Origin of the sequence: Sorangium sp. So ce426, assembly GCF_051475585.1 — a bacterium.
GTDB classification, from domain to species: Bacteria; Myxococcota_A; Polyangia; order Polyangiales; family Polyangiaceae; genus Sorangium; species Sorangium cellulosum_B.
Genome location: NZ_CP150341.1, coordinates 5,587,336 through 5,606,869, shown reverse-complemented (window position 1 = coordinate 5,606,869; position 19,534 = coordinate 5,587,336). Strand labels below are relative to the sequence as shown.

Sequence of the window (19,534 nt, the reverse complement as noted above, 5' to 3'; positions counted from 1 at the left end):
TGGCGGCGCGCGGCGCGCGCTCGTATAAGCCGCCCATGCAGCCCGCCCCCGTCCGGCCGCGCGAGCTCCGCGCGGCGTTCCCTGCCTTCGCCCTCGCCCTCGGCCTCGCCGTCCTCGCGTGCGACGATCAGCGCGCCACGGCGCCTCGAGCGTCCGCCTCAGCCTCCGCGCCGCCGGCCGCGGACAGCGCGGCGCCGGCCCCGAGCGCCGCGGCGGCCCCCGCGGCCACGGAGGCCGCGAAGCGGGACATGCCGCCGCGGCCGATCCCGATCGGGTCGAGCGGGCCGATCCAGCCGAGCGCGCCGGCAGAGCAGCAGATGATGGCGATCCAGTACACGCTCGCCATGGTGTCGCCGCGGTCGAGCGACCCGCTCGTCGACAAGCCCTACCTCGAGGGCATCCTGCCGAAGCTCGCCGCGGCGGCGCGCACCGCCGACAAGGGCAAGACCCCGCCGAACCCCGTCAAGGCGACCAAGGGGAACAGGAAGATCGAGGTCGACATGGGCAAGGGGTGCACCGAGCGCACCCCGTCCAACCTGCTCGCGCAGCGGGCAGGCTCCTCCCTGAAGGAGGCGTACGACGCGGGGATCCTCGTCGTCTCCTGCCACGACGACCGATGGGAGTGCCACCAGTCGACGCGGGATCCGAGCGACGTCCTGTGCCACGCAGCGCCGCGGCGCTGAGCGTGGTATGGGCTGCGCCTGCCATGCAGGAGACGCTTGTCTACTCGGTCCCCGGCGCCAGCGCCCTCCCTCGAACGGGTCCGCTCGCCGAGATGCTCGTCGAGCTGAACCGCGAACGCCCGCCGCTCGCCCGGCTGCGCCACGACGCCACCGTCGCGTTCGGTCCGACGATGCGCGTCGAGCGCTTCGCCCTCGGGAACGGGCTCAAGGTGCTCGTGCTCGTCGACCCCTCGGCGCCCGTGGTCTGCCTGCAGACCTGGTTCGGCGTCGGCTCGCGCCATGAGCGCGTGGGCAAGACCGGCATCGCCCACCTCTTCGAGCACCTCATGTTCGGCGAGACGGAGAGCGTCGCTCACGGCGCGTTCGACCGGATGCTCGAGGAGGCCGGCGCCGAGACGAACGCGGCGACGTTCCTCGACTGGACCTACTACCACACGAACCTGCCGAAGGACGCGCTCGCGCTCACCCTCCGCCTCGAGGCGGAGCGCATGGCGCGGCTCGTCCTCCGCGATCCGCAGGTGTCGAGCGAGAAGGAGGTCGTCGCCAACGAGCGGAGGCAGCGGGTCGACGACGACGTCGACGGTGCGGTGAGCGAGCTGCTCTACAAGGAGGCGTTCACCAAGCACGCCTACGGGTGGCCGACCATCGGCTGGATGGAGGACATCAAGGGCTTCACGACCGAGGACTGCGTCGAGTTCTACCGGACGTACTACGCCCCCAACAACGCGGCGCTGGTCATCGTCGGCGACGTCGCGCTCGACGAGGCGCTGCGCGGGGTGCAGGACCACTACGGCGCGCAGGAGCCCTCGAAGATCCCGGTCGAGGAGGTGTGCCCCGAGCCGCCGCAGATCGCGGAGCGCCGCGCCGAGGTGGTGAAGCCGACCGCCACGCACAAGGTCGCGATCGGCTATCGCGCGCCGGCGCTCGGGGATTTCGACCACGCGCCCCTCGCCCTGCTGAACGAGATCCTCTTCTCCGGGCGGTCGTCGCGCGTCCATCGCGCGCTCGTTCAGGAGCAGGAGATCGCGAGCGAGGTCCGGGGCTGGGTGGGCTCGTTCCGCGATCCTTCGCTCTATGACATCTACCTCTCGGCTCGCGGCGAGCACACGGGCGAGGCGCTGCTCGCGGCCCTCGAGCCGCTCCTGGAGGCGGTGCGCCGCGCCCCCGTCACCGAGGCGGAGCTCGATCGGGCGAAGGCGCGCATCGAGCTCTCGGTCCTGCAAGGGCTCGAGACCGTCGCCGGCAAGGCAGAGCAGATCGGCTTCTACGAGACGGTGCTCGGCGATCCTGCTGCCCTGTTCGAGCGGCTCGCCGCCTACCGGCGGGCGTCCGTGGGGGATCTGCTGCGCGTGGCGCGGCGCTACCTGGTGAGCTCGGCGCGGACGGTGATCCACGTGATCCCGGACGGGACGAGCGACGAGGACGACGAGGACGGGACCGACGCGGAGAGCGAGGAGGCATCGTGAGCCAGAGCGTGAAGAGCGGCCTCGCCTGGGGCGCCGAGGGGCAGGGCAGGGGAGCGACGGGCGGTCGCGTGGCGCCCCGCGACGGCGCGGTGCTCGTGGAGACGAGCCACGCGCTCCCGATCGTCAGCATCGTCGTCGCGTTCCGCTCCGGCTCGGCGCTCGATCCTGTCGGGCGCGAGGGGCTCGCGCGCATCACGGCGCGCATGCTCCGCCGCGGCGCGGAGGGCTACAGCGCGAACGAGATCGAGGAGACGATCGACGCGCTCGGCGGGGAGTTCGGCACCGACGTGGCGACGAGCGCGACGACGGTGCATTTCGAGGTGATCAAGCGCTCGCTCGATCGGCTCGTCGAGCTCGGGGCCACGCTCCTCGCGCGCCCGACGTTCTCGCCGCCGGAGCTCGCGCGGCTCCTGCGCGAGGCCGAGGCCGAGCTCATCGAGGCGCGCGACAGCGATCGCTCGCTCTGCAGCCGCGCCTTCCGGCGGACCCTGTTCGCCGGGCACCCCTACGGCCGCCGCATCGCGGGCACCATCCCGACGCTGCGGGAGATCACGCGCGACGACGTCGCCGCGTTCTATGCGCGGCACTACACCCGGCGCAACGCGATCGTCGCCATCTCGGGCGACATCGAGCCCGGCGAGGCGCACGCGGTCGCCGAGCGCCTCCTGTCCGGCCTGCCCGAGGGCGATGCGATCCCCGATCCGGTGACGGATCCCGGGGCGAGGCCGGGGCGTTGCGTCGTGTTCGTCGACAAACCCGAGCGGACCCAGACGCAGATGGTCATCGGCGGGCTCGGCACCGACGCCCACGACCCCGATCACATGGCGCTCCTGGTCGCGAACACCGCCTTCGGAGGCACCTTCTCGTCGCGGCTGATGCAGGAGGTACGGGCGAAGCGTGGCTGGTCCTACGGCGCCTCGTCGCGCGCGGGCTTCGATCGGCACCGCGACGCGTTCACCATGTGGACCGCGCCCGCGGCGCAGGACGCCGCCGCCTGCCTCTCCCTGCAGCTCGGGCTGCTCGAGGCGCTGCGGCGCGATGGGATCACCGAGGACGAGCTCACGTTCGTGAAGCGCTACCTCGTCCGCTCGCACGCGTTCGAGATCGACACCGCGAGGAAGCGCGTGCATCAGAAGCTCGACGAGCTCCTGTACGATCTGCCGGAGGGGTACCACGAGACCTACCTGAAGCGGATCGAGGACGTCACGCTCGAGGAGGCGAACGCCGCCGTGCGGCGCCGGATCTCCGAGGACGATCTCGTGATCGGCGTCGTCGGCACACACGAGCAGATCGGCGAGGCGATCGCCGCGGCCGTCCCGAGGCTGGCCGAGGTGAAGGTCGAGCCGTACGATCTCGAGTAGCCGGCGCCGCGCCGAGGGCGATCACGTCGCCGCGCGCAGGCCGAGAGACCCGGGCGCGCGCCGTCTCGGGCGATCTCGCCCCGCGGCGGCGAGGCCTCGGCGCTGGTGACGCCGGCGGCCCGTCCGAGCGGCGTCGGACGACCGGGCGCGCGATCGGAACCGCTCGTCGGCCGCTGGCATCCAAGGCGCTGCTCCTTCGCGAGATCGTGGCAGGGCTCGCGGCCCGCTCCGGGATCACCGGCGCTCCGGCCGCGATCGCGGCGCGCGCCGCGCGATGCCTGCCACGGCGCGCCTTGCGCCGGCTCGCGAGGGCGAACGAGGGGAGCTCGCGATGAAGGCACGAACCATCCACGCGCCGGTCCTTGCGGCGGTGACCGCGCTGTCCGGGCCCGCTGCCGCGGCGGTCCCCGTCACGATCACCCACCAGGGACGCCTCTTCGATCCGGTGGGCCAGCCCATCGACGACACGCTCGACGTGGTGTTCGCGTTCTACGACGCGCCCGACGCGCCCGTGCCCGTCTGGAGCGAGCTCCACACCATCACGTTCGACCAGGGTTATTTCTCGGTCGACCTCGGCGAGCTCGCGCCCGTCGACAAGCCGGTCTTCGACGGCACGGCGCGCTACCTGGGGATCACCGTGGGGGACGACCCCGAGATGGTGCCCCGCGCCAGGATCGCGAGCGTTCCGTATGCGCTCCAGGCCAGCAACGTCGCGGGGGACATCACGCCGAACTCGATCTCCATCGGCGGTCGCCTCGTCATCGACAGCAGCGGCGTGTGGGTCGGCGATCCGATCGGCCTGCAGGGCGCGCCGGGGCCCGCGGGCCCTCCCGGCGCGGCCGGCGCGGCCGGCGCGGCTGGCCCGGCTGGCCCGGCTGGCCCAGCCGGCCCGGCTGGTCCGCCTGGCGCTGCCGGGCCGCCGGGGGCGGAGGGGCCGCAGGGGCCTCCTGGTTTCCTCTCGAGCACCTACGTTTCCGGCGCGGGTGCCGCCCCTCAGAAATCGCTGCAGTTCCTCGCTGCGCCCGCGACCGTGAGCGTGACCGCCTCGGGGCAGCGCGTCGTCGTCGTCTCCAACAAGGCGCTCGGCGCCGCGTCGACCCCGGCGGACCAGCTCCACCTCTGGATCTGCTCTCAGCAGCTCTCGCCTCTCGGGGAGCTCAGCCCAGAAGGGACGGGCGTCTATGCGGTCCAGGTCCCGGCGCACACCCGCATCACCATGGGGCTGAGCGCAGCGCTGTCGCCGCCCCCAGGCCAGTACAACGTCGGCCTCTGCGGGAAGTCCGATAGCCCCTTCTGGACCAACAACGACTATTCGTACACCTCCGCTGTCGTCTCGATGCAGTAAGGTCGGGCTGTGCGGCCGACCTCGCGCGCCGCGAGGCGCGCGGCGCCTGCCCTCCGATCGCTACCATGCAGAAGGAGCTGATGACCCCCGCGGCGATCCTGCTCGGCAGCCTCTTCATCGCAGCAGGGCTCTACCTCGGGCTGCAGCGTCCGCCGCCGCCGCCACCTGCGCCTCCGTCGGCCAGCGTGGAGGCCTCGACAGCACGCGCGGGCGCGCTGCCTGCGACCGCGGGCGCGCCCGCCCCTTCGCTGCCTGCGCATCACCCCGCGTCGGCAGGGGCCTCGCCTCTGACGAGCGAGCTCTACAAGCGTGTCGAGGGGGATGCCGCCAAGGAGCTCGAAGCGCGCCGGTCGCTCTTCGTGAAGCAGTGCTGGGAGCCTTCGCTCAGGAAGAACCCGGCTCCAGCGCGCGCCAGGTACATCTTCAACATGACCTTCGATGCGTCCGGGGACGAAATCGCCCGCGGCATCAGCGAAGTGCGAGGGATGGATCGCCCCGACGCGGCGCAATGCCTCCGGATGATGCCGCTCGGGCTCGTCGTGTCGCCGCCCGGATCGCGCGTCTCCGTCGAGGTCGAGATGACCCTGCCGTGAGCGCGCCGTGGCTGTGAGCGCGCCCTCCCCGCGGCGGCCGCGCTGCAGCGATGCCTCTCCGTCGTTTGGTCCGCGATGGGCGGTGGGCTAAGGTCACGCCGTGGCTTGGCTTGCTGAGCTCGCCCTGCACCTCTGCCGCGCGCTGCACCTCGTGGTCCTGGCGATCGCGCCCACGTGGCTCTCGCCTGAGCCGCTCCCGGCCGGCGCGCTCGCCCTCTCGGGATCGCTCTCGGCGGCCGCGCTCGCCGCGGCGCTCGGCCTGTCGGCGTGGTTCGCCGCGCGGCTCGATACACGGCTCGCCAGGAACGGCGCGGCGCTGCTGTGGATCGCGATCGCCGCGGCGCTCGCGGCCACGCTCTACTACCGCGGGCCTCGCGCGCCGCTCGCGCAGGGGGTCGTGTTCGTCGCCGTTCCCCTGTGGGCGGCGCTCGCGACCCTCGCCGCCGCCGCCGCGGAGCGCTGGCTCGGATCGAGCTTCAAGCACCGGCGCATGGGGGCCGCGATCGTCGTGATCGGCCTCGGCGTCGTCCAGCTGAACGGGGCAGCGCCCCTGCTCGGGTCGCGCGAGAGGATGTGGTGGGCAGCGCTGCGCCGCGACGGCGCCCACCTGCGCGCGATCGACGAGCTCACGGGGCCGCTCCGCGAGCGGCGCAAGCTCGACGAGCTCGACGGCGTCGCGGCGCGCTGCCTGAGGATGCACCCCGCCGCCGCCGCGCCCGCCGCGCCGGCCACGTGCGCCTGCCTCGCGCTGCGCGCCGAGGCGAGGCTGCACGCCCGCAACGCTGGCGCCGCCCTCCGCGACGCGGAGTCCGCGCGCGAGCGGTGCCCGGAGCAGAGCGGCACGCGCGCGGTCCTGGCCGAGGCGCTCGCCGTCGCCGGCCGCTCCGAGCGCGCCGAGGCCGAGGCGCGGGCCGCGCTGGAGGAGGGCGGCGACCCGTCGCGGCTCCGCTATGCGCTCGCGCTCGCGCTCGAGCGCGCGGGTCGCCTGGCCGAGGCCAGGGCCGAGGCGGATCGCGCGATCGACGCCGGCGCCGGCCGGAAGGCGCAGCTCCTCGCGGGAGCGCTCGCGATCCTGGCCGGAGATCTCGACGGGGCGAAGGCGCGCCTCACGCCGCTCGCCGAGCAGGATCCCTCGGACGCCGAGGTGCTCTACAACCTCGCGCTCATCGCCGACAAGCGCGGCGACTACAACGGCGCACGTCAAGGCTACCTCGCCGCCCTGAAGGCCGAGCCCAGGAGCGCCGATGCGCGCTACAACCTCGCGCTCCTGACGTTCCGTGCGGGCATCGCCGAGGAGTCGCGCCACCACGTCCGCAAGTTCCTCGACGCGTTCCCGGACGATCCGCGGGGCAGCCAGCTCGCGCGGACGACGGGCACGCCGCTCGACAAGACCCACGCGACCGACAAGACGGACAAGGCCGACGGCGCCGCGCTTCCGGGCCGGCCCGCCGCGCGGCGGCCTCTGCAGGAGCCCGCCGCCGCGAGCTCGGGTTCTCGTTAGCTTCCGCCGCGAAGCGTCGTAACCGACGCAACCGACGCAACCGACGCAACCGACGCAACCGACGCAACCGACGCAACCGACGCAACTAAATACAGGGCGCGGGGGATGGCGGGGCTTCTGCGCCATTTCACGCTGTCGGTCCCGGTTCACTTTTGCATGGCGTGAACGTGACCCTGGATGTCGACCTGTGTTATTCCAGAAGGTCTGGGAGGCTGCGTGACACCCGCCGCGGGGAACACCGTTGCCGATCGCTTTCGCCTGGTGCGCCCGCTCAGGCAAGGTGGGATGGGCTCGGTGTGGCTCGCCCAGCACCTCGGCCTCGACATCCCGTGCGCGATCAAGTTCATGAACGCGCAGGGCGTCTCCAAGGAGGTGCGGCACCGGTTCGAGCGTGAGGCGAAGGTCGCCGCGCAGATCCGCAGCCCGCACGTCGTGCAGATCCTCGACCACGGCGTCTGGCAGGGGACGCCGTACATCGCGATGGAGTACCTCGAGGGGGAGGACCTCGACACCCGCATCCAGCGCGTGGGGCGGCTCGACCCGCACGACACCATGGCGATCACGGCGCAGGTGGCGCGCGCCCTCACCAAGGCCCACGCGAGCGGCCTGGTCCATCGCGATCTCAAGCCGGCCAACATCTTCCTCGTCCGGGACGACGACAGGGAGATCGCCAAGGTGCTCGATTTCGGCATCGCGAAGGACAGCACGCCGCAGGTCACCTCCACCACGAAGACCGGCTCGCTGCTCGGGACGCCCGCGTACATGAGCCCGGAGCAGGCGCAGGGCACCAAGAGCATCGATCACCGCTCGGATCTCTGGTCGCTCGCCGTCGTCGTGTTCGAGTGCCTCACCGGCAAGCTCCCGTTCAACAGCGAGGCGTTCGGCGATCTGCTCCTCAAGATCATGGTCAAGCCGCTGCCGGTGCCGTCGCAATTCGCTCCCGTGCCTCCTGGCTTCGACGCCTGGTGGGCCCGCGCGGCGTCGCGCGAGCCGGAGGCGAGATTCCAGAGCGCGAAGGAGTTCTGCGACGCGCTCGCGATCGCGCTCGACATCGCGAGCGAGAGCTACGAGCCCAGGACGAGCATCGTCGGCCCGTTCCGCGTGTCCGGCGAGCGCATCTCGGTGGAGCTCGGGTTCGCGCCGCGATCGAGGGAGAGCGCGGCGCTCCCCGACGCGGGGCCCGACAGCGCGGCGCCTTCGTTCGGGGACGCGGTCACGCTGATCGCCTCGGCGGACGCCGAGGCTCCGCGGACCTCGACCGGGCCCGGCGCGACGGTGGCCTCGCCCGGAGCAGCGGAGGCCGCGTCCGCGATGGCCGGCCGCCAGATGCGGCCGCAGACCACCAGCGCGCTGGTCTCGGTGGTGTCTCCCCCAGGCCGGCGGCCTGCCGTCGGACGCGCGCTCGCCGCCGTGGCGGCGGGCGCGGTCCTTCTCGTGGCCGTCGCGTTCTTCGCCCTGCGCGGCGGGAGCCCTGACGCGACGGGGCAGCCGCTCGCGCAGCCCGCTCCCACGGCTTCGGTGTCCGATGCGCCGCGGGGGCCCGACGTCGTGGCGCCGGCCACCGCCTCCGCGCAGGCGCCGGAGCCGGCCCCCTCTGTGGCCTCGACGGCTGTGGCCTCGGCGACGGCGTCCGCGACGGCGCCGAGCGGCCCGCGCGCGCCATCGGCCCGGCCCGCTCAGGCGAAGCCGCGTTCCCCCGCGCCGCCGGGGAGCGCCCGCCGCAAGCCGAAGCCGACGGATTTCGGCATCTGACGTTCACCTGCAGCACTTCGCACGGACCTCCTTCGTATGGCTCGTCGACTAGGGATCGCTTCCTTGCTGCTCGCCCTGACCTTCACGCCCGCCGCGCTGGCTCAGGTCTCGGACGCCGATCGCGCGACCGCGCGCTCGCTCGCCGTGGAGGGGCAGGAGGCCCTCGAACGAAAGGACTTCGCGGCCGCGCTCGATCGGTTCAGCCGCGCCGACGCCATCATCCACGCGCCGACGCTGCTGCTCGGCGTGGCCCGAGCCCAGGTCGGCGTGGGCCAGTGGATCGCGGCCCAGGAGTCGTACAGCCGCATCGTCCGCGAGGGGGTGCCGGAGAAGGCGCCCGAGCAGTTCTTCGAGGCGATCGCGGCCGCTCAACGCGAGCTCGACGCGCTCGCGCCCCGGATCCCGCAGGTGCTCATCTCGGTGAGCGGGCCGGACACCGCCGCCGTCACGATCGACGACGCGCCGGTGCCGCGCGCCGCGCTCGGGGTCCGGAGGCCGGTCGATCCAGGCGACCACGTCGTCCGGGCGTCGGCCGCGGGGTTCGCTCCGATCGAGGTGAAGGTGACGCTCGCCGAGGGCGCCAGCGAGACCGTCGCGCTCCAGCTCAAGCCGGTGGCGCCGCCTGCGGTCAAGCCGCGTCCACCGGCGGCGCCGCTGCCAGATCAGGGCGCTCCTGCTCCCGGTTCCGGCGGCGGCAGCCGCACGGTGCTGGCGATCGCCGCGCTCGGGCTCGGCGGCGCCGGGCTCGCGGCCGGCGCCGTCGGCGGCGTGCTCGCGCTCGGCAAGCACGGCGATCTCTCGGAGCGCTGCCCGGCCGGCCGGTGCGACCCGTCGCTCAAGGGCGAGATCGACAGCTACCACGCGATGGGCACCCTCTCGACGATCGGGTTCGCGATCGGCGCGGCGGGCGTCGGCGCGGGGGCGTTCCTGCTGCTCACAGCGCCGAGCTCGCCGCAGCGCGCCGGGATATCGATCACGCCCGTGATCGGGCTCGGCTCCGCGGGAGCGAAGGGGAGTTTCTGATGCGCCAGGCGTTCGGAGTCGGCTCGATGGTCTGCGTTGCCCTCATGACCGCCGCGGCATGCACCAGCGTGCTCGGGGACTTCACGGTGAGCGAAGCCGGCGCGAGCTCTGCCGGTGGATCCGATGCGTGCGCGACCGGCACGGCGGACTGCGACGGCAACCCCGACGACTGCGAGGTGAACCTGCTCGACGACCCCCAGAACTGCGGCGCTTGCGGCGCGGTGTGCCTGGACGGCGGGGCGTGCAGCGCGACCGGCTGCAGCGGGGCCACGGAGATCGCGCGCGGGTTTCCCTCCATCGAGGCTCCGAACGCGAACCTCCTCACCGTCTACCAGGGCGAGGTCTACTGGACCGCCGGCGAAGGCATGGGCGGCAGCGTGCAAAAAGTGTCGGTCCTCGGCGGAGCCGTCACGACGCTCGCCGTCGGCCAGAACGCTCCGTACGGGATCGCCGTCAACCAGCACGGCGTCTTCTGGTCCAACCTCAACGACAAGGACGTCTTGATGGTGGACCGCAACGGAGCACGCGCGTCACAGGTGCTCTTCAACTCGAATTTCGCGACCCTCGGCGTCGCTGCGGACGAGACCGCGGTGTTCTGGGCGCAGCGCGCGGCCGGCATCGGAACGCCGGGCGACGGGAGCCTCATCGGCCAGATCCTGATGCCCGGCGAATGGGCGGACGACGAGTTCCTCGAGGTCAGCGATGCTTCGCCGCACCTCATCGCGCTCGACCAAGAGCACGTGTATTGGGTCGACAGGAGCCTGCGCGGCACGGTGAACCAGACGCATCGGCAGACCCGCGACACGAAGCGGCTGGCCGACGAGCAGCCGTTTCCGTACGCCATCGCCGTGGACGACGACCACGTCTACTGGACCACCAGCCCGCGCGGGGATCTCAGCAGCGACGTGTCTGCCGTCATGAGGGCGCCCAAGGGCGGCTCGGAGGACGCGGTGGCTGTCTGGACGGCCGACGAGGATGATGACGTGGCGCATGCGTCCCCCGACTGCATCGCCGTGGATGGGCTCGATGAGTTCGTCTACTGGACCGATCAGGGAGCGCCCCGCGTGATGCGGAAGCTCAAGGACGGCACCGGCAGGGCTCGTCCGCTGTACGAGGGCGGCACCCCGCGCGGGATCGCGCTCGCCGGCGGGTTCGTGTACTGGGCGGACGAGAGCAGCGGCACGATACGCAAGCTCCCCCGCTGAGGGGCGGCGCACATGCGCCCGGCGGCGCCACGCCGCCGCTCAGCGCGGAGCCGCGCGCGCCCGCTCAGCCCGCGGCGTCGCGCACCCGATCGACGTCGACGCCCAGCCGGCCTGACGTGTCGTCGGCCGCCGAGACGACGCGCGCGCCCTGGATGATGTCGCGCGCCATGAGCTGCGTGGAGAGGATCGCGCAGAACGCCATGTCGTCGGTGTTGCTCATCGACTTGCCGCCGGTCTTGCGGCACTTCGCGACGAGCGCGGCGACGGGCTGCGCCTGCCAGATGCCGGCGTCCTTGATGGCGTCCGGCGACAGGCACGCCTCGACATAGTCCGGCGTCCCGCTCCCGAAGAAGGGCTGCACCACGGGCGCGCGGTACGGCTGCTTCTTCCGCTCGAGGACGCCGGGCGGCAGGAGATCGCCCATCGCGCGCTTCAGCACGTGCTTCTCGTCGAGGGTGCGGAGCTTGAGCGCGTCCGGCAGCGCGTCCGCCACGTCCATCACGTTGGGATCGAGGAACGGGAAGCGCCCCTCGACCGAGTTCGCCATCATCATGCGCTCGCCCTGGGAGGAGAGCAGGTAGCCGGAGAGCAGCGTCGTGATCTCCAGGTACTGCGCGCGCGCGAGCGGCGTCCAGCGCATGAAGTCGCGCGGCAGCTGCTCCCTCAGGCGATCGGCCGCGGCGGTGTCGCCGATGCCCTCGCGCATCGCGGGATCGAGCATCAGCTTGATGCGGCTCGTGGCGTCCCAGCGCGGGCGGTGGGAGTAGAACGGGTCGTCCGTCTGCGCGAGGTTCCGCCCGAAGAAGGCCTTGGCCATCTCGACCTGCGCGACCGGCGACCGCTGCAGGTAGGGGTAGAGCCGGAGGAGGAGCTGCGGCCTGAGCTTGCTGTCCGGGTGGCGCGCCCAGAAGCGGCGCACCCGGTCCTCGCGGAAGATGTCGTAGCCGGCGAAGAACTCGTCGGCGCCCTCGCCCGTCAGCACCACGCGGTAGCCGCTCTGCCGGACGAGGCGCGCCAGGATGAACAGCGGCGCCGGGGCGGTGCGCAGGAGCGGGGCCTCGGCGTGGTAGACGACCTCCGGGAAGACGCCGGCGATGTCGGCGTCACCGCACTGGATCGACGCGTGCGACGTGCCGAGGTGCGCCACGGCGGCGCGCTGGTACTCGGCCTCGTCGAACTCGCGCTCGGCGAACTCGACCGAGAACGTGCGCAGCGGCACCTCGCGGTTCGAGGCGATGAGCGCCGCGACGATCGTGGAGTCGAGCCCGCCGCTCAGGTAGCTGCCGACGGGAACGTCGGCGCGCAGGCGGATCGTCGAGCCGCCGCGGACCGCCTCGCGCACGCTGGACACGAGCCCCGCCTCGTCGCCGCCGGGCGCGCGCCCGGCGGGGAACTCGGGGCGGAAGCGGACCGAGACGCGCGGCGCCACGTCGCGATCGAGATCGAGCGTCGCCACCGCGCCCGGCGGGATCTGCTGGATGCCCTCGTACGGCGTCAGCGGGGCGGTCGGCGCCCAGAACGTCAGCGCCTCGTCGAGGCCCTCGCGGGAGATCGCGCGGGGGATGGTGGGGTCCTGGAAGAGCGACTTCACCTCGCTGGCGAACCGGAGGACGCCGCGGTGGACCGTCCAGAAGAGCGGGTTGATGCCGACGCGGTCGCGCGAGAAGAACGCGCGCCTCCGCTGGACGTCCCAGATGACGAACGCCCACTGGCCGTTCAGCCGATCGACCATGGCCTCGCCGTACTCGGCGTAGGCGTGGATCAGCGCCTCGGTGTCGCTCTTGGTCCGGAAGTGGTGGCCCTTCGCCGTGAGCTCCTCGCGGAGCTCGATGTAGTTGAAGATCTCGCCGTTGAAGCAGACCCAGAGCGTCTCGTCGGCGTTGGCCATCGGCTGCCAGCCGCCGTCGAGGTCGATGATCGACAGGCGCGAGTGGGCCAGCGCGACGTGGCGATCGCGGTAGATGCCGAAGCCGTCAGGGCCGCGGTGGCGGAGCGCCCGCGCCATCTTGAGGGCCAGCTCGCGATCGGGGTTCGGCGCGTCGGTGCGTAGGTTGATGAGGCCGGCGATACCGCACATATCAGATGAGCTCGCTCTTCTTGACTTTGCCGCTCGCCGTCTTGGGGAGCGAATCCATGAACTCGACGAACTTGGGCACGGCGACCTCGTCGAGCTCGGACCGCACCCTCTTGCGGACGTCGTCGGCGGTCACCGCGGCGTCAGGGGCCTTCACCACGGCGGCCTTCACCGCGACCCCGAGCACCTGATCCGGCACGCCGACGACCGCCGCCTCGACGACGCCCGGGACCTTGCAGATCACCGACTCGACCTCGAGGGGGCTCACCTTCTCGCCGCGGGTCTTGATGATGTCGTCCTTGCGCGCGACGAAGTAGAGGTACCGGTCCTCGTCCATCTTGAAGAGATCGCCGGTGTGGAGCACGACCTCGCCCGGGAGGGGCCCCGGCCGGAGCGCGCGCGCGGTCGCGTCGGGGTTCCTCCAGTAGCCGCGCATCACGTTCGGCCCGCGCACGACGAGCTCGCCCACCTCGCCCGGCTCCACGTGCGTGCCGTCCTCCCGCTCGATCCAGAGCTCCTCGTTCGGCATCGCGATGCCCACGGAGGACGGCCGCTCGAGCGCCAGGGAGGGCGGCAGGTAGCAGACCCGCGTGCACTCGGTCTGGCCGTACATCGCGAAGAAGGAGACGTTGGGCAGGAGCTCGCGGAGGCGCAGGAGCTGCGGCGCCGGGAGCCCGTACGCGGCGTTCGTCATGTACCGGAGCGCCGAGAGATCGGCCTTCGCGAAGTTCTTGAGCGAGAGCATCGACGCGAAGATCGTCGGCACGCCCGCGAAGCCGGTCGCCCGCTCCTCGGCCATCCGCTGGACGATGGGCCACGGCATGGAGAAGCCCTTCTCGAGCACGACGGTCCCGCCGAACGCGTGGGTCACGAGCAGCTGGAAGAGCCCGTAGGTGTGCGACAGCGGCAGCACGCAGAGGATCACGTCGTCCGCCGTGTGCTCGAGGTACGCGCCGATGGCCGCGGTGCTGTTGCGGAGGTTCTGGTGCGTCAGCATCACCCCCTTCGACTCGCCCGTGCTGCCGCTCGTCCAGCAGAGCGTCGCCAGATCGAGCTCGATCGCGCGGCGCGGAGGGGGCTCCCCGGGCGCGCCGGCCAGGGCCTCCTGGAAGTCGCGCCCGTCGGGCGGGGGCCCGGCTGCGGCCGGGGGGGCGGCGCCGCTCAGGAACGTCGCCGCCGGCCTCGCGCCGGGCGGGAGCTCGGCCACGGCGGCGAGGCTCTCGCGCATGCCGCGCGCCGCCACGAGCACGCGGGGGCCCGCGAGCTCCATCACCTGGCCGAGGCGCCGCGGTCGCATCGCGGTGCCGAGCAGCGACGGCACGCCGTCGGCCCGGAGCGCTCCGTAGTACGCGACGACCGCGTCCACGCCGTTGTCGAGCGCGACCATGACGCGATCGCCGCGCTGCACGCCCGCCTCGCGGAACAGGGCGGCGCAGCGATCGGCCAGCGCGTCCAGCTCCCGGTACGTGATCCGCCGTCCCTCGCAGACCAGCGCGACGTGGTCGGGGCGAGAGGCGGCGAACGATCGCAGCGCGGAGTCGATGAGGAAGCGATCCGAGCGCGGATCGCGACGAGCGGTGTGCTGCGTGCTCATGCGCCCCCCGGGGTTCGGGCTAGTTGCTGCTCTTCTTCCCGCTCACGTAGGTGACGAGCCTGGCGATCGAGCCGAAATTCTCCGGCACCATCTCCTCGTCGGCGACCTGGATGCCGAGATCCTGCTCGAGGAACTGGACGATCTCGAGGACGGCGGTCGAGTCCAGGATCCCTTGATCGAGCAAAGCGACCTCGGACCCGAGATCGGCGGTAGCGCCCCGGTATCCGAACGAGGTGACCAGGAAGTTGCGAATCGTCGATTCGATGCTGGAAGTGCTCATGGAGGTAGTCTCCACGTCTATCACCCCCCCGGCTTTCCTGTCGAGAACACTCCGCGGAGCGACGGCCAGCGCGCGGATCGCGGCAGGACGCGGTCGCGGTCGCGGTTCATCGTTCACGCTCGCGTCCGCGCTCGTTCGCGCGCGGTGTTCCCCGTGCCGTCCGTGTCCGAAAGCCGCCGCCAGGGCGCGCTGCGGAGGTGGGATTGGCGACTGACGATCTCGCTGCAACGTGAGTGAATGTCAGCGAGGATCCGCGCTGTTTCCGGCGGGTTTCACGGCCGGGGAACGGCGTACCAAGCCGAGAATGCCGTTGACAGCGGCGAGCGCGGTCCGACGGCGCGGCTCGTCAGGCGTGGCCCTGATCGCGGACGAGCAGCGGCTGCGCGTGGAGGTACTGCGCTACCCGGCGCTTCGCCTCGATGTCCTTGAACACGCGCTCGACCTGCTGCGGCGTGATGCCGACGGCAGACGCCGCGTCCGCGGCCGGAACGTTGTTGTTGTAGGCGTACAGGCAGAGATCCATCTTGTCGTAGGGGAGCGCGAAGTAGAACTCGTCCTGCCCCTGCGGCATCGAGAACGTGTCCGTCGTCGGCGCGCGCCTGCGGATGTCGGCAGGGACGCCGATGTACTCGGCGAGCGCGTAGACCTGGCTCTTGTACAGGTGCGCGATCGGCTTGAAATCCGCGGCGCCGTCGCCTTGCTTGACGAAGAAGCCCTGATCGTACTCGAGCAGGTTCGGCGTGCCGGCGACGGCGTAATTGAGCCTGTCCGCGTGGTAGTACTCCATCATCTTGCGGATGCGCTGCTTGAAGTTCGTCGCGGCGACGAGCTGCAGGTACGCGTTCAGGGGCATCCGCTTCACGCGCGGCTCCTCGCCGGGCGGCTGCGCCGTCAGCTGCGAGACGTTCAGCCTGTCGCTCTCGAGGATCGAGGGGAGCGTGATCTTGAACTTCCAGCTCTCGTTGTAGTCCGGGTAGACCATCCGGATCGCCTCATCCTGCCGCTCGTAGCAGCGGAGGCCGGTCAACGCGGGCTTGATGTTCTCGATGACCGCCTCGATGCCGAGGCCCTCGGCGAGCAGCTTGCCGAGGCGGAGCGCGTCATCGGAGGTGTCGCGCTCGGGCATGAAGATGCCCAGCACCTTGTCCTTGCCGAGCGCGCGGACGCACAGCGTCGAGACGACGGAGCTGTCGATCCCGCCCGAGATCCCGACCACGGCCCCGCGCCGCCGCAGCGTACCGAACACCTGATCCCGGATGGCCTGCTCGATCTCTTGCGCTACCGCCGGGGCATCGATCCTGAGGACGTCTCGCGAAAACATGGTTGGCTCCACCCTTTCAAAAAGATGGACCAGCCTATTAAAACGGGGCGCAGCAGGGAACCCTGTTCGCTGCCAGCGGGCATATGCGAGGGAGGAGCGGCGCGCGGGGGCCGCGTCTTTCATGGTTCCGTGGGTTTCATGGGCCAGGGCGTCCGTCTGCCCCGGTTGCGCCGCCGCGCAGCCACTTCCCGCTCGGGCGGCCGGGGCGATCGTCAGGGCGCGGGCCGCGGCTCGCCGGTCGCGGAGAACTCGTTGGCCTCCGCGGCCAGGATCCAGAGCACGGCCATCCTGACCGCGACGCCGGCCTCGACCTGGTCGAGGATCACGCTCTGCGCGCCGTCCGCGACGCGTGGATCGATCTCCACGCCGCGGTTCATCGGCCCCGGGTGCATCACGATCGCGTCTGGCTTGGCGAGCGCGAGCCGGGCCGGGTTCAGCCCGAACGTGCGGCTGTACTCGCGCGTGCTGGGCAGGAAGCTGCCGCTCAGCCGCTCGCGCTGAACACGCAGCATCATCACCACGTCGGCCCCTTCGAGGGCGGGCTCGATCCGATCGTAGACCGTCGCGCCGAGCGACTCGCCCGCGATCGGCAGGAGCGTGCGCGGGCCGGCGAAGCGGACCCGCGCGCCCATCGTCGTGAGCAGGTGCGCGTTCGAGCGGGCCACGCGGCTGTGGACGATGTCGCCGCAGATGGCGACCTCCAGCCCTTCGAGTCGGCCCTTGGCGCGCCGGATCGTGAACGCGTCGAGCAGCGCCTGCGTCGGGTGCTCGTGCGTGCCGTCCCCCGCGTTGACGACCGCGGCGCGCGTGTGCGCGGCGACGTGGTGCGGCGCGCCCGACGCGGCGTGCCGGATGACCAGCACGTCCGGCTGCATCGCCTGGAGGTTCTGCACCGTGTCGAGCAGCGATTCCCCCTTGACCGCGCTCGAGGTGGAGACGCTGATGTTGATGACGTCGGCGCTGAGCCGCTTGCCCGCGAGCTCGAACGACGTCCGCGTGCGCGTCGACGGCTCGTAGAAGAGGTTCACGACCGTCTTGCCGCGGAGCGTGGGCACCTTGCGCACGCTCCGCCGGGAGACGTCGAAGAGCGACTCGGCGGCGTCCAGGAGGGCCACGATCTCGGGACGCGAGAGACCCTCGATGCCGAGCAGGTGACGGTGCGGGTAGATCCTCCTCATGCGCTGGCTTACGTTCCTTCCGGTGGCGGGGGGGGCTCCGAGAGCTTTGTGCCGGCGGCGGTGACGAGAGCCCAGAGCTCGCCCGCGCGCTCCACGACGTCGATGCGCTGCCCGGGGGCGAGCTCGACCGCGCGGACGATGTAGTCGGGGTGAATCGGCAGCTCCCTGCCGCCGCGATCGACGAGCGCGACGAGCTCGATCCGCTGCGGTCGCCCGTAGTCGAGCACCGCGTCGAGCGCCGCGCGGATGGTGCGACCGGTGTAGATGACGTCGTCGATCAGCACGATGCGCCGGCCGTCGACGGGGAAGGAGATGTGGCTGGGGCCGATGCGCGGGTTCGGCAGGGCGGTCGCGGCGTCGTCGCGGTAGAGCGTGATGTCGACGGCGCCGACCGGCGGCGCGTGCCCCTCGATCTCGAGGAGCAGCGCGGCGAGCCGCTTGGCCAGCGGCTCACCGCCCCGCCGGATCCCGATGAGCGCCAGATCTTCCACGCCGCGGCCGCGCTCGGCGATCTGGAGCGCGATGCGCCGCAGGCCGCGCCCGATGGCGGCCGGGTCGAGCAGAGCTTCCATGGCGCGGCGAGGGCTAGCACGGCGAGCGCCCTGCACCCAAGGCCCGCGTGCGCCGCCCGCCGGATCGCCCGCGCGCCCGAGGGCGCGCGCCCCCTCCGGCCGTGCCGAGGAGGAGGAGCGCCCTCGGCGCGGCGTCGCGGTGCGTCGCGGCAGCAGCGCGGAGGCGCCTGCGGCCTCAGTCGGGCTGGTGCAGGACCCGCTGGGTGCGCTCGACGAAGTAGAACCGCTCGAAGCCCGCGCGCTGGAACGTGAGCGCGCCGAACCCGTTGACGGCGATCGCGGCCGCGCCGAGCGCGTAGAACGGCGCGCCGAAGCGGCGGCCGGAGACGGCGATCATCGCGAAGAGAAACGGGGCGAAATCGTTGGAGAAGCGGTAGCCGAACTGGAGCCAGCCGGTGTTCTGGTAGAGGAGGCTCGGCAGCGCGACAGCGGTCGCCGTGGCGGCGAGCGCCCAGAACGGGGGCGACGTGCGTCGGGGCCAGAGGGCCCACGCGTAGATCGGCGTGGTCACCCAGAGCGCGAGCCCGTGAGCGTTGATCTGGAAGGGGGCGCCCTGCACGTGGGTGTACGGCAGGCCGGTGAGCACCACCGCGAGGTTGCGCGGCAGGTAGTGGTACGAGAAGAGCCCCCACTTCTCGATCCGCGCGCGCCACGCGATGTGGAGGTACCGGTGGCCGAACTCGGCCGCGTCGCCGAAGCGCGCGTGGTTGTGCCAGAGCAGCGCCGAGAGCACGAGCGCCGCGGGCGCGGCGAACAGGGCGAGCCGGCGCAGGAGGGCGCGCGGGTCCGAGCGGTCGACGCGGAGCGCCTCGAACAGGAACAGCGGCAGGGCGAAGCCGAGCGGCGTGCGGGTTGCGAAGCCGAGGCCCAGGGCGAGGCCCGCCGCGAGCGGGTGGGCGGCTTCGAGCGCGCAGTAGAGATAGACGCACGAAAGCGCGACGCCGACGACGTGCGCCGCGAACCACACCGTCCCTTGCACCGCGCTGAACCAGTAGACGCTCCCGAGCGCGAAGAGCAGCGAGAGCGCGACGTTCTCGGCCTGCGTGCGGTGGCTGCGGCGCGAGGCCGAGAGCTTCTCCAGCGCGAGGAAGAGGACAGCGGGCCCGACGCCGGCGAAGGCCAGGAAGAACTGCCCGTCGCGCACGCGCTCTGCGCTGCCGGCGAGCTTGACGAGCGGCGCGATGAGGACCGCGGGGAAGGGGGGAAAGCTGACGTAGGTGCGGTCGCCGAACACGGCGAAGTCGTTGCCGCCCGCGTGCGCCGGCGGCGGTCCGCCGAGATCGAGGCGGCCGTGGAGCCACGCCTCCGCGAGCAGCGCGTAGTGGTTGTAGGGCGTGTGGGACGCGAAGATCTCGCGGGAGGAGCTCGCGGCGTACGCGAGCGTCACGAGCGCGTAGAGGGCGATCGCGACCGCTGCGCGGCGGCCTGCGCGGCGTGCTTCCCCTGAAGGTTCCGGCCGCCGATCGGCGGCGCCCGGCGGCGGCGGGGGCCGGGCCTCGGGCGTGGCGCTACGGTCCATGCGCGGGCGACGCTACCATGCAGCCTGATGTGACGGCGGCCGCGGGTCGGTCTTGCGAGCCAACGCA

The 19,534-nt window shown here is 72.2% G+C and carries 16 protein-coding genes; 9 read left to right on the top strand and 7 right to left on the bottom strand.

Translation table 11 applies throughout. The features are described from left to right. Positions 1-35: 35 nt before the first annotated feature. From WMF44_RS20865 to WMF44_RS20825, 9 genes are all read left to right on the top strand, one after another. Positions 36-683: a hypothetical protein gene (locus WMF44_RS20865; protein ID WP_437300861.1), complete on the top strand. Its 648-nt coding sequence runs from the start codon at positions 36-38 to the stop codon at positions 681-683. Positions 684-706: 23 nt separating this feature from the next. After that, complete coding sequence (locus WMF44_RS20860) at positions 707-2,149, top strand: M16 family metallopeptidase (RefSeq protein WP_437300860.1); 1,443 nt, start codon at positions 707-709, stop codon at positions 2,147-2,149. Then, the gene (locus tag WMF44_RS20855; RefSeq protein WP_437300859.1) at positions 2,146-3,510 is read left to right on the top strand and encodes a M16 family metallopeptidase; all 1,365 of its coding nucleotides are present in this window, start codon (positions 2,146-2,148) and stop codon (positions 3,508-3,510) included. Before WMF44_RS20860 ends, WMF44_RS20855 begins: the two co-directional genes overlap by 4 nt. 331 nt (positions 3,511-3,841) lie before the next feature. After that, the gene (locus WMF44_RS20850) at positions 3,842-4,855 is read left to right on the top strand and encodes a collagen-like protein (RefSeq protein WP_437300858.1); all 1,014 of its coding nucleotides are present in this window, start codon (positions 3,842-3,844) and stop codon (positions 4,853-4,855) included. A 65-nt stretch (positions 4,856-4,920) separates the two neighbouring features. Continuing rightward, positions 4,921-5,448, top strand: a complete 528-nt coding sequence (locus WMF44_RS20845) for a hypothetical protein (RefSeq protein WP_437300857.1) — start codon at positions 4,921-4,923, stop codon at positions 5,446-5,448. Positions 5,449-5,548: 100 nt separating this feature from the next. Then, positions 5,549-6,949: a tetratricopeptide repeat protein gene (locus tag WMF44_RS20840; RefSeq protein ID WP_437300856.1), complete on the top strand. Its 1,401-nt coding sequence runs from the start codon at positions 5,549-5,551 to the stop codon at positions 6,947-6,949. Between the two features lie 216 nt (positions 6,950-7,165). After that, positions 7,166-8,701 carry a protein kinase domain-containing protein gene (locus WMF44_RS20835; protein ID WP_437300855.1) on the top strand — a complete coding sequence of 512 codons (1,536 nt, stop codon included), beginning with the start codon at positions 7,166-7,168 and terminating at the stop codon, positions 8,699-8,701. 63 nt (positions 8,702-8,764) lie between these two features. After that, positions 8,765-9,724, top strand: coding sequence for a hypothetical protein (locus WMF44_RS20830; RefSeq protein WP_437300854.1), 960 nt, complete (start codon positions 8,765-8,767; stop codon positions 9,722-9,724). Then, a complete protein-coding gene (locus tag WMF44_RS20825) occupies positions 9,724-10,929 on the top strand; it encodes a lipoprotein receptor (RefSeq protein WP_437300853.1) in 1,206 nt (401 codons plus the stop codon). The genes WMF44_RS20830 and WMF44_RS20825 overlap by 1 nt, the downstream gene beginning before the upstream one ends. Positions 10,930-10,993: 64 nt before the next feature. Here WMF44_RS20825 and asnB read toward each other — a convergent pair whose 3' ends face one another. The 7 genes from asnB to WMF44_RS20790 form a co-directional block, all read right to left on the bottom strand. Next, positions 10,994-13,006 (bottom strand): asparagine synthase (glutamine-hydrolyzing), encoded by a 2,013-nt coding sequence (gene asnB, locus WMF44_RS20820; protein ID WP_437300852.1) that lies wholly within the window; start codon positions 13,004-13,006, stop codon positions 10,994-10,996. A gap of 1 nt (position 13,007) precedes the next feature. After that, a complete protein-coding gene (locus WMF44_RS20815; protein WP_437300851.1) occupies positions 13,008-14,597 on the bottom strand; it encodes a class I adenylate-forming enzyme family protein in 1,590 nt (529 codons plus the stop codon). Between the two features lie 19 nt (positions 14,598-14,616). Beyond that, positions 14,617-14,877 (bottom strand): acyl carrier protein, encoded by a 261-nt coding sequence (locus WMF44_RS20810; RefSeq protein WP_012236454.1) that lies wholly within the window; start codon positions 14,875-14,877, stop codon positions 14,617-14,619. Between the two features lie 346 nt (positions 14,878-15,223). Continuing rightward, on the bottom strand, positions 15,224-16,198 hold the full coding sequence (gene nadE, locus WMF44_RS20805; protein WP_012236453.1) for an NAD(+) synthase: 975 nt from the start codon (positions 16,196-16,198) through the stop codon (positions 15,224-15,226). Between the two features lie 212 nt (positions 16,199-16,410). Further along, positions 16,411-17,376 carry an aspartate carbamoyltransferase catalytic subunit gene (locus WMF44_RS20800; RefSeq protein WP_012236452.1) on the bottom strand — a complete coding sequence of 322 codons (966 nt, stop codon included), beginning with the start codon at positions 17,374-17,376 and terminating at the stop codon, positions 16,411-16,413. Between the two features lie 8 nt (positions 17,377-17,384). Then, on the bottom strand, positions 17,385-17,948 hold the full coding sequence (pyrR, locus tag WMF44_RS20795) for a bifunctional pyr operon transcriptional regulator/uracil phosphoribosyltransferase PyrR (RefSeq protein ID WP_012236451.1): 564 nt from the start codon (positions 17,946-17,948) through the stop codon (positions 17,385-17,387). Positions 17,949-18,123: 175 nt separating this feature from the next. Then, positions 18,124-19,467, bottom strand: a complete 1,344-nt coding sequence (locus tag WMF44_RS20790; RefSeq protein ID WP_437300850.1) for a hypothetical protein — start codon at positions 19,465-19,467, stop codon at positions 18,124-18,126. Positions 19,468-19,534: the final 67 nt, after the last annotated feature.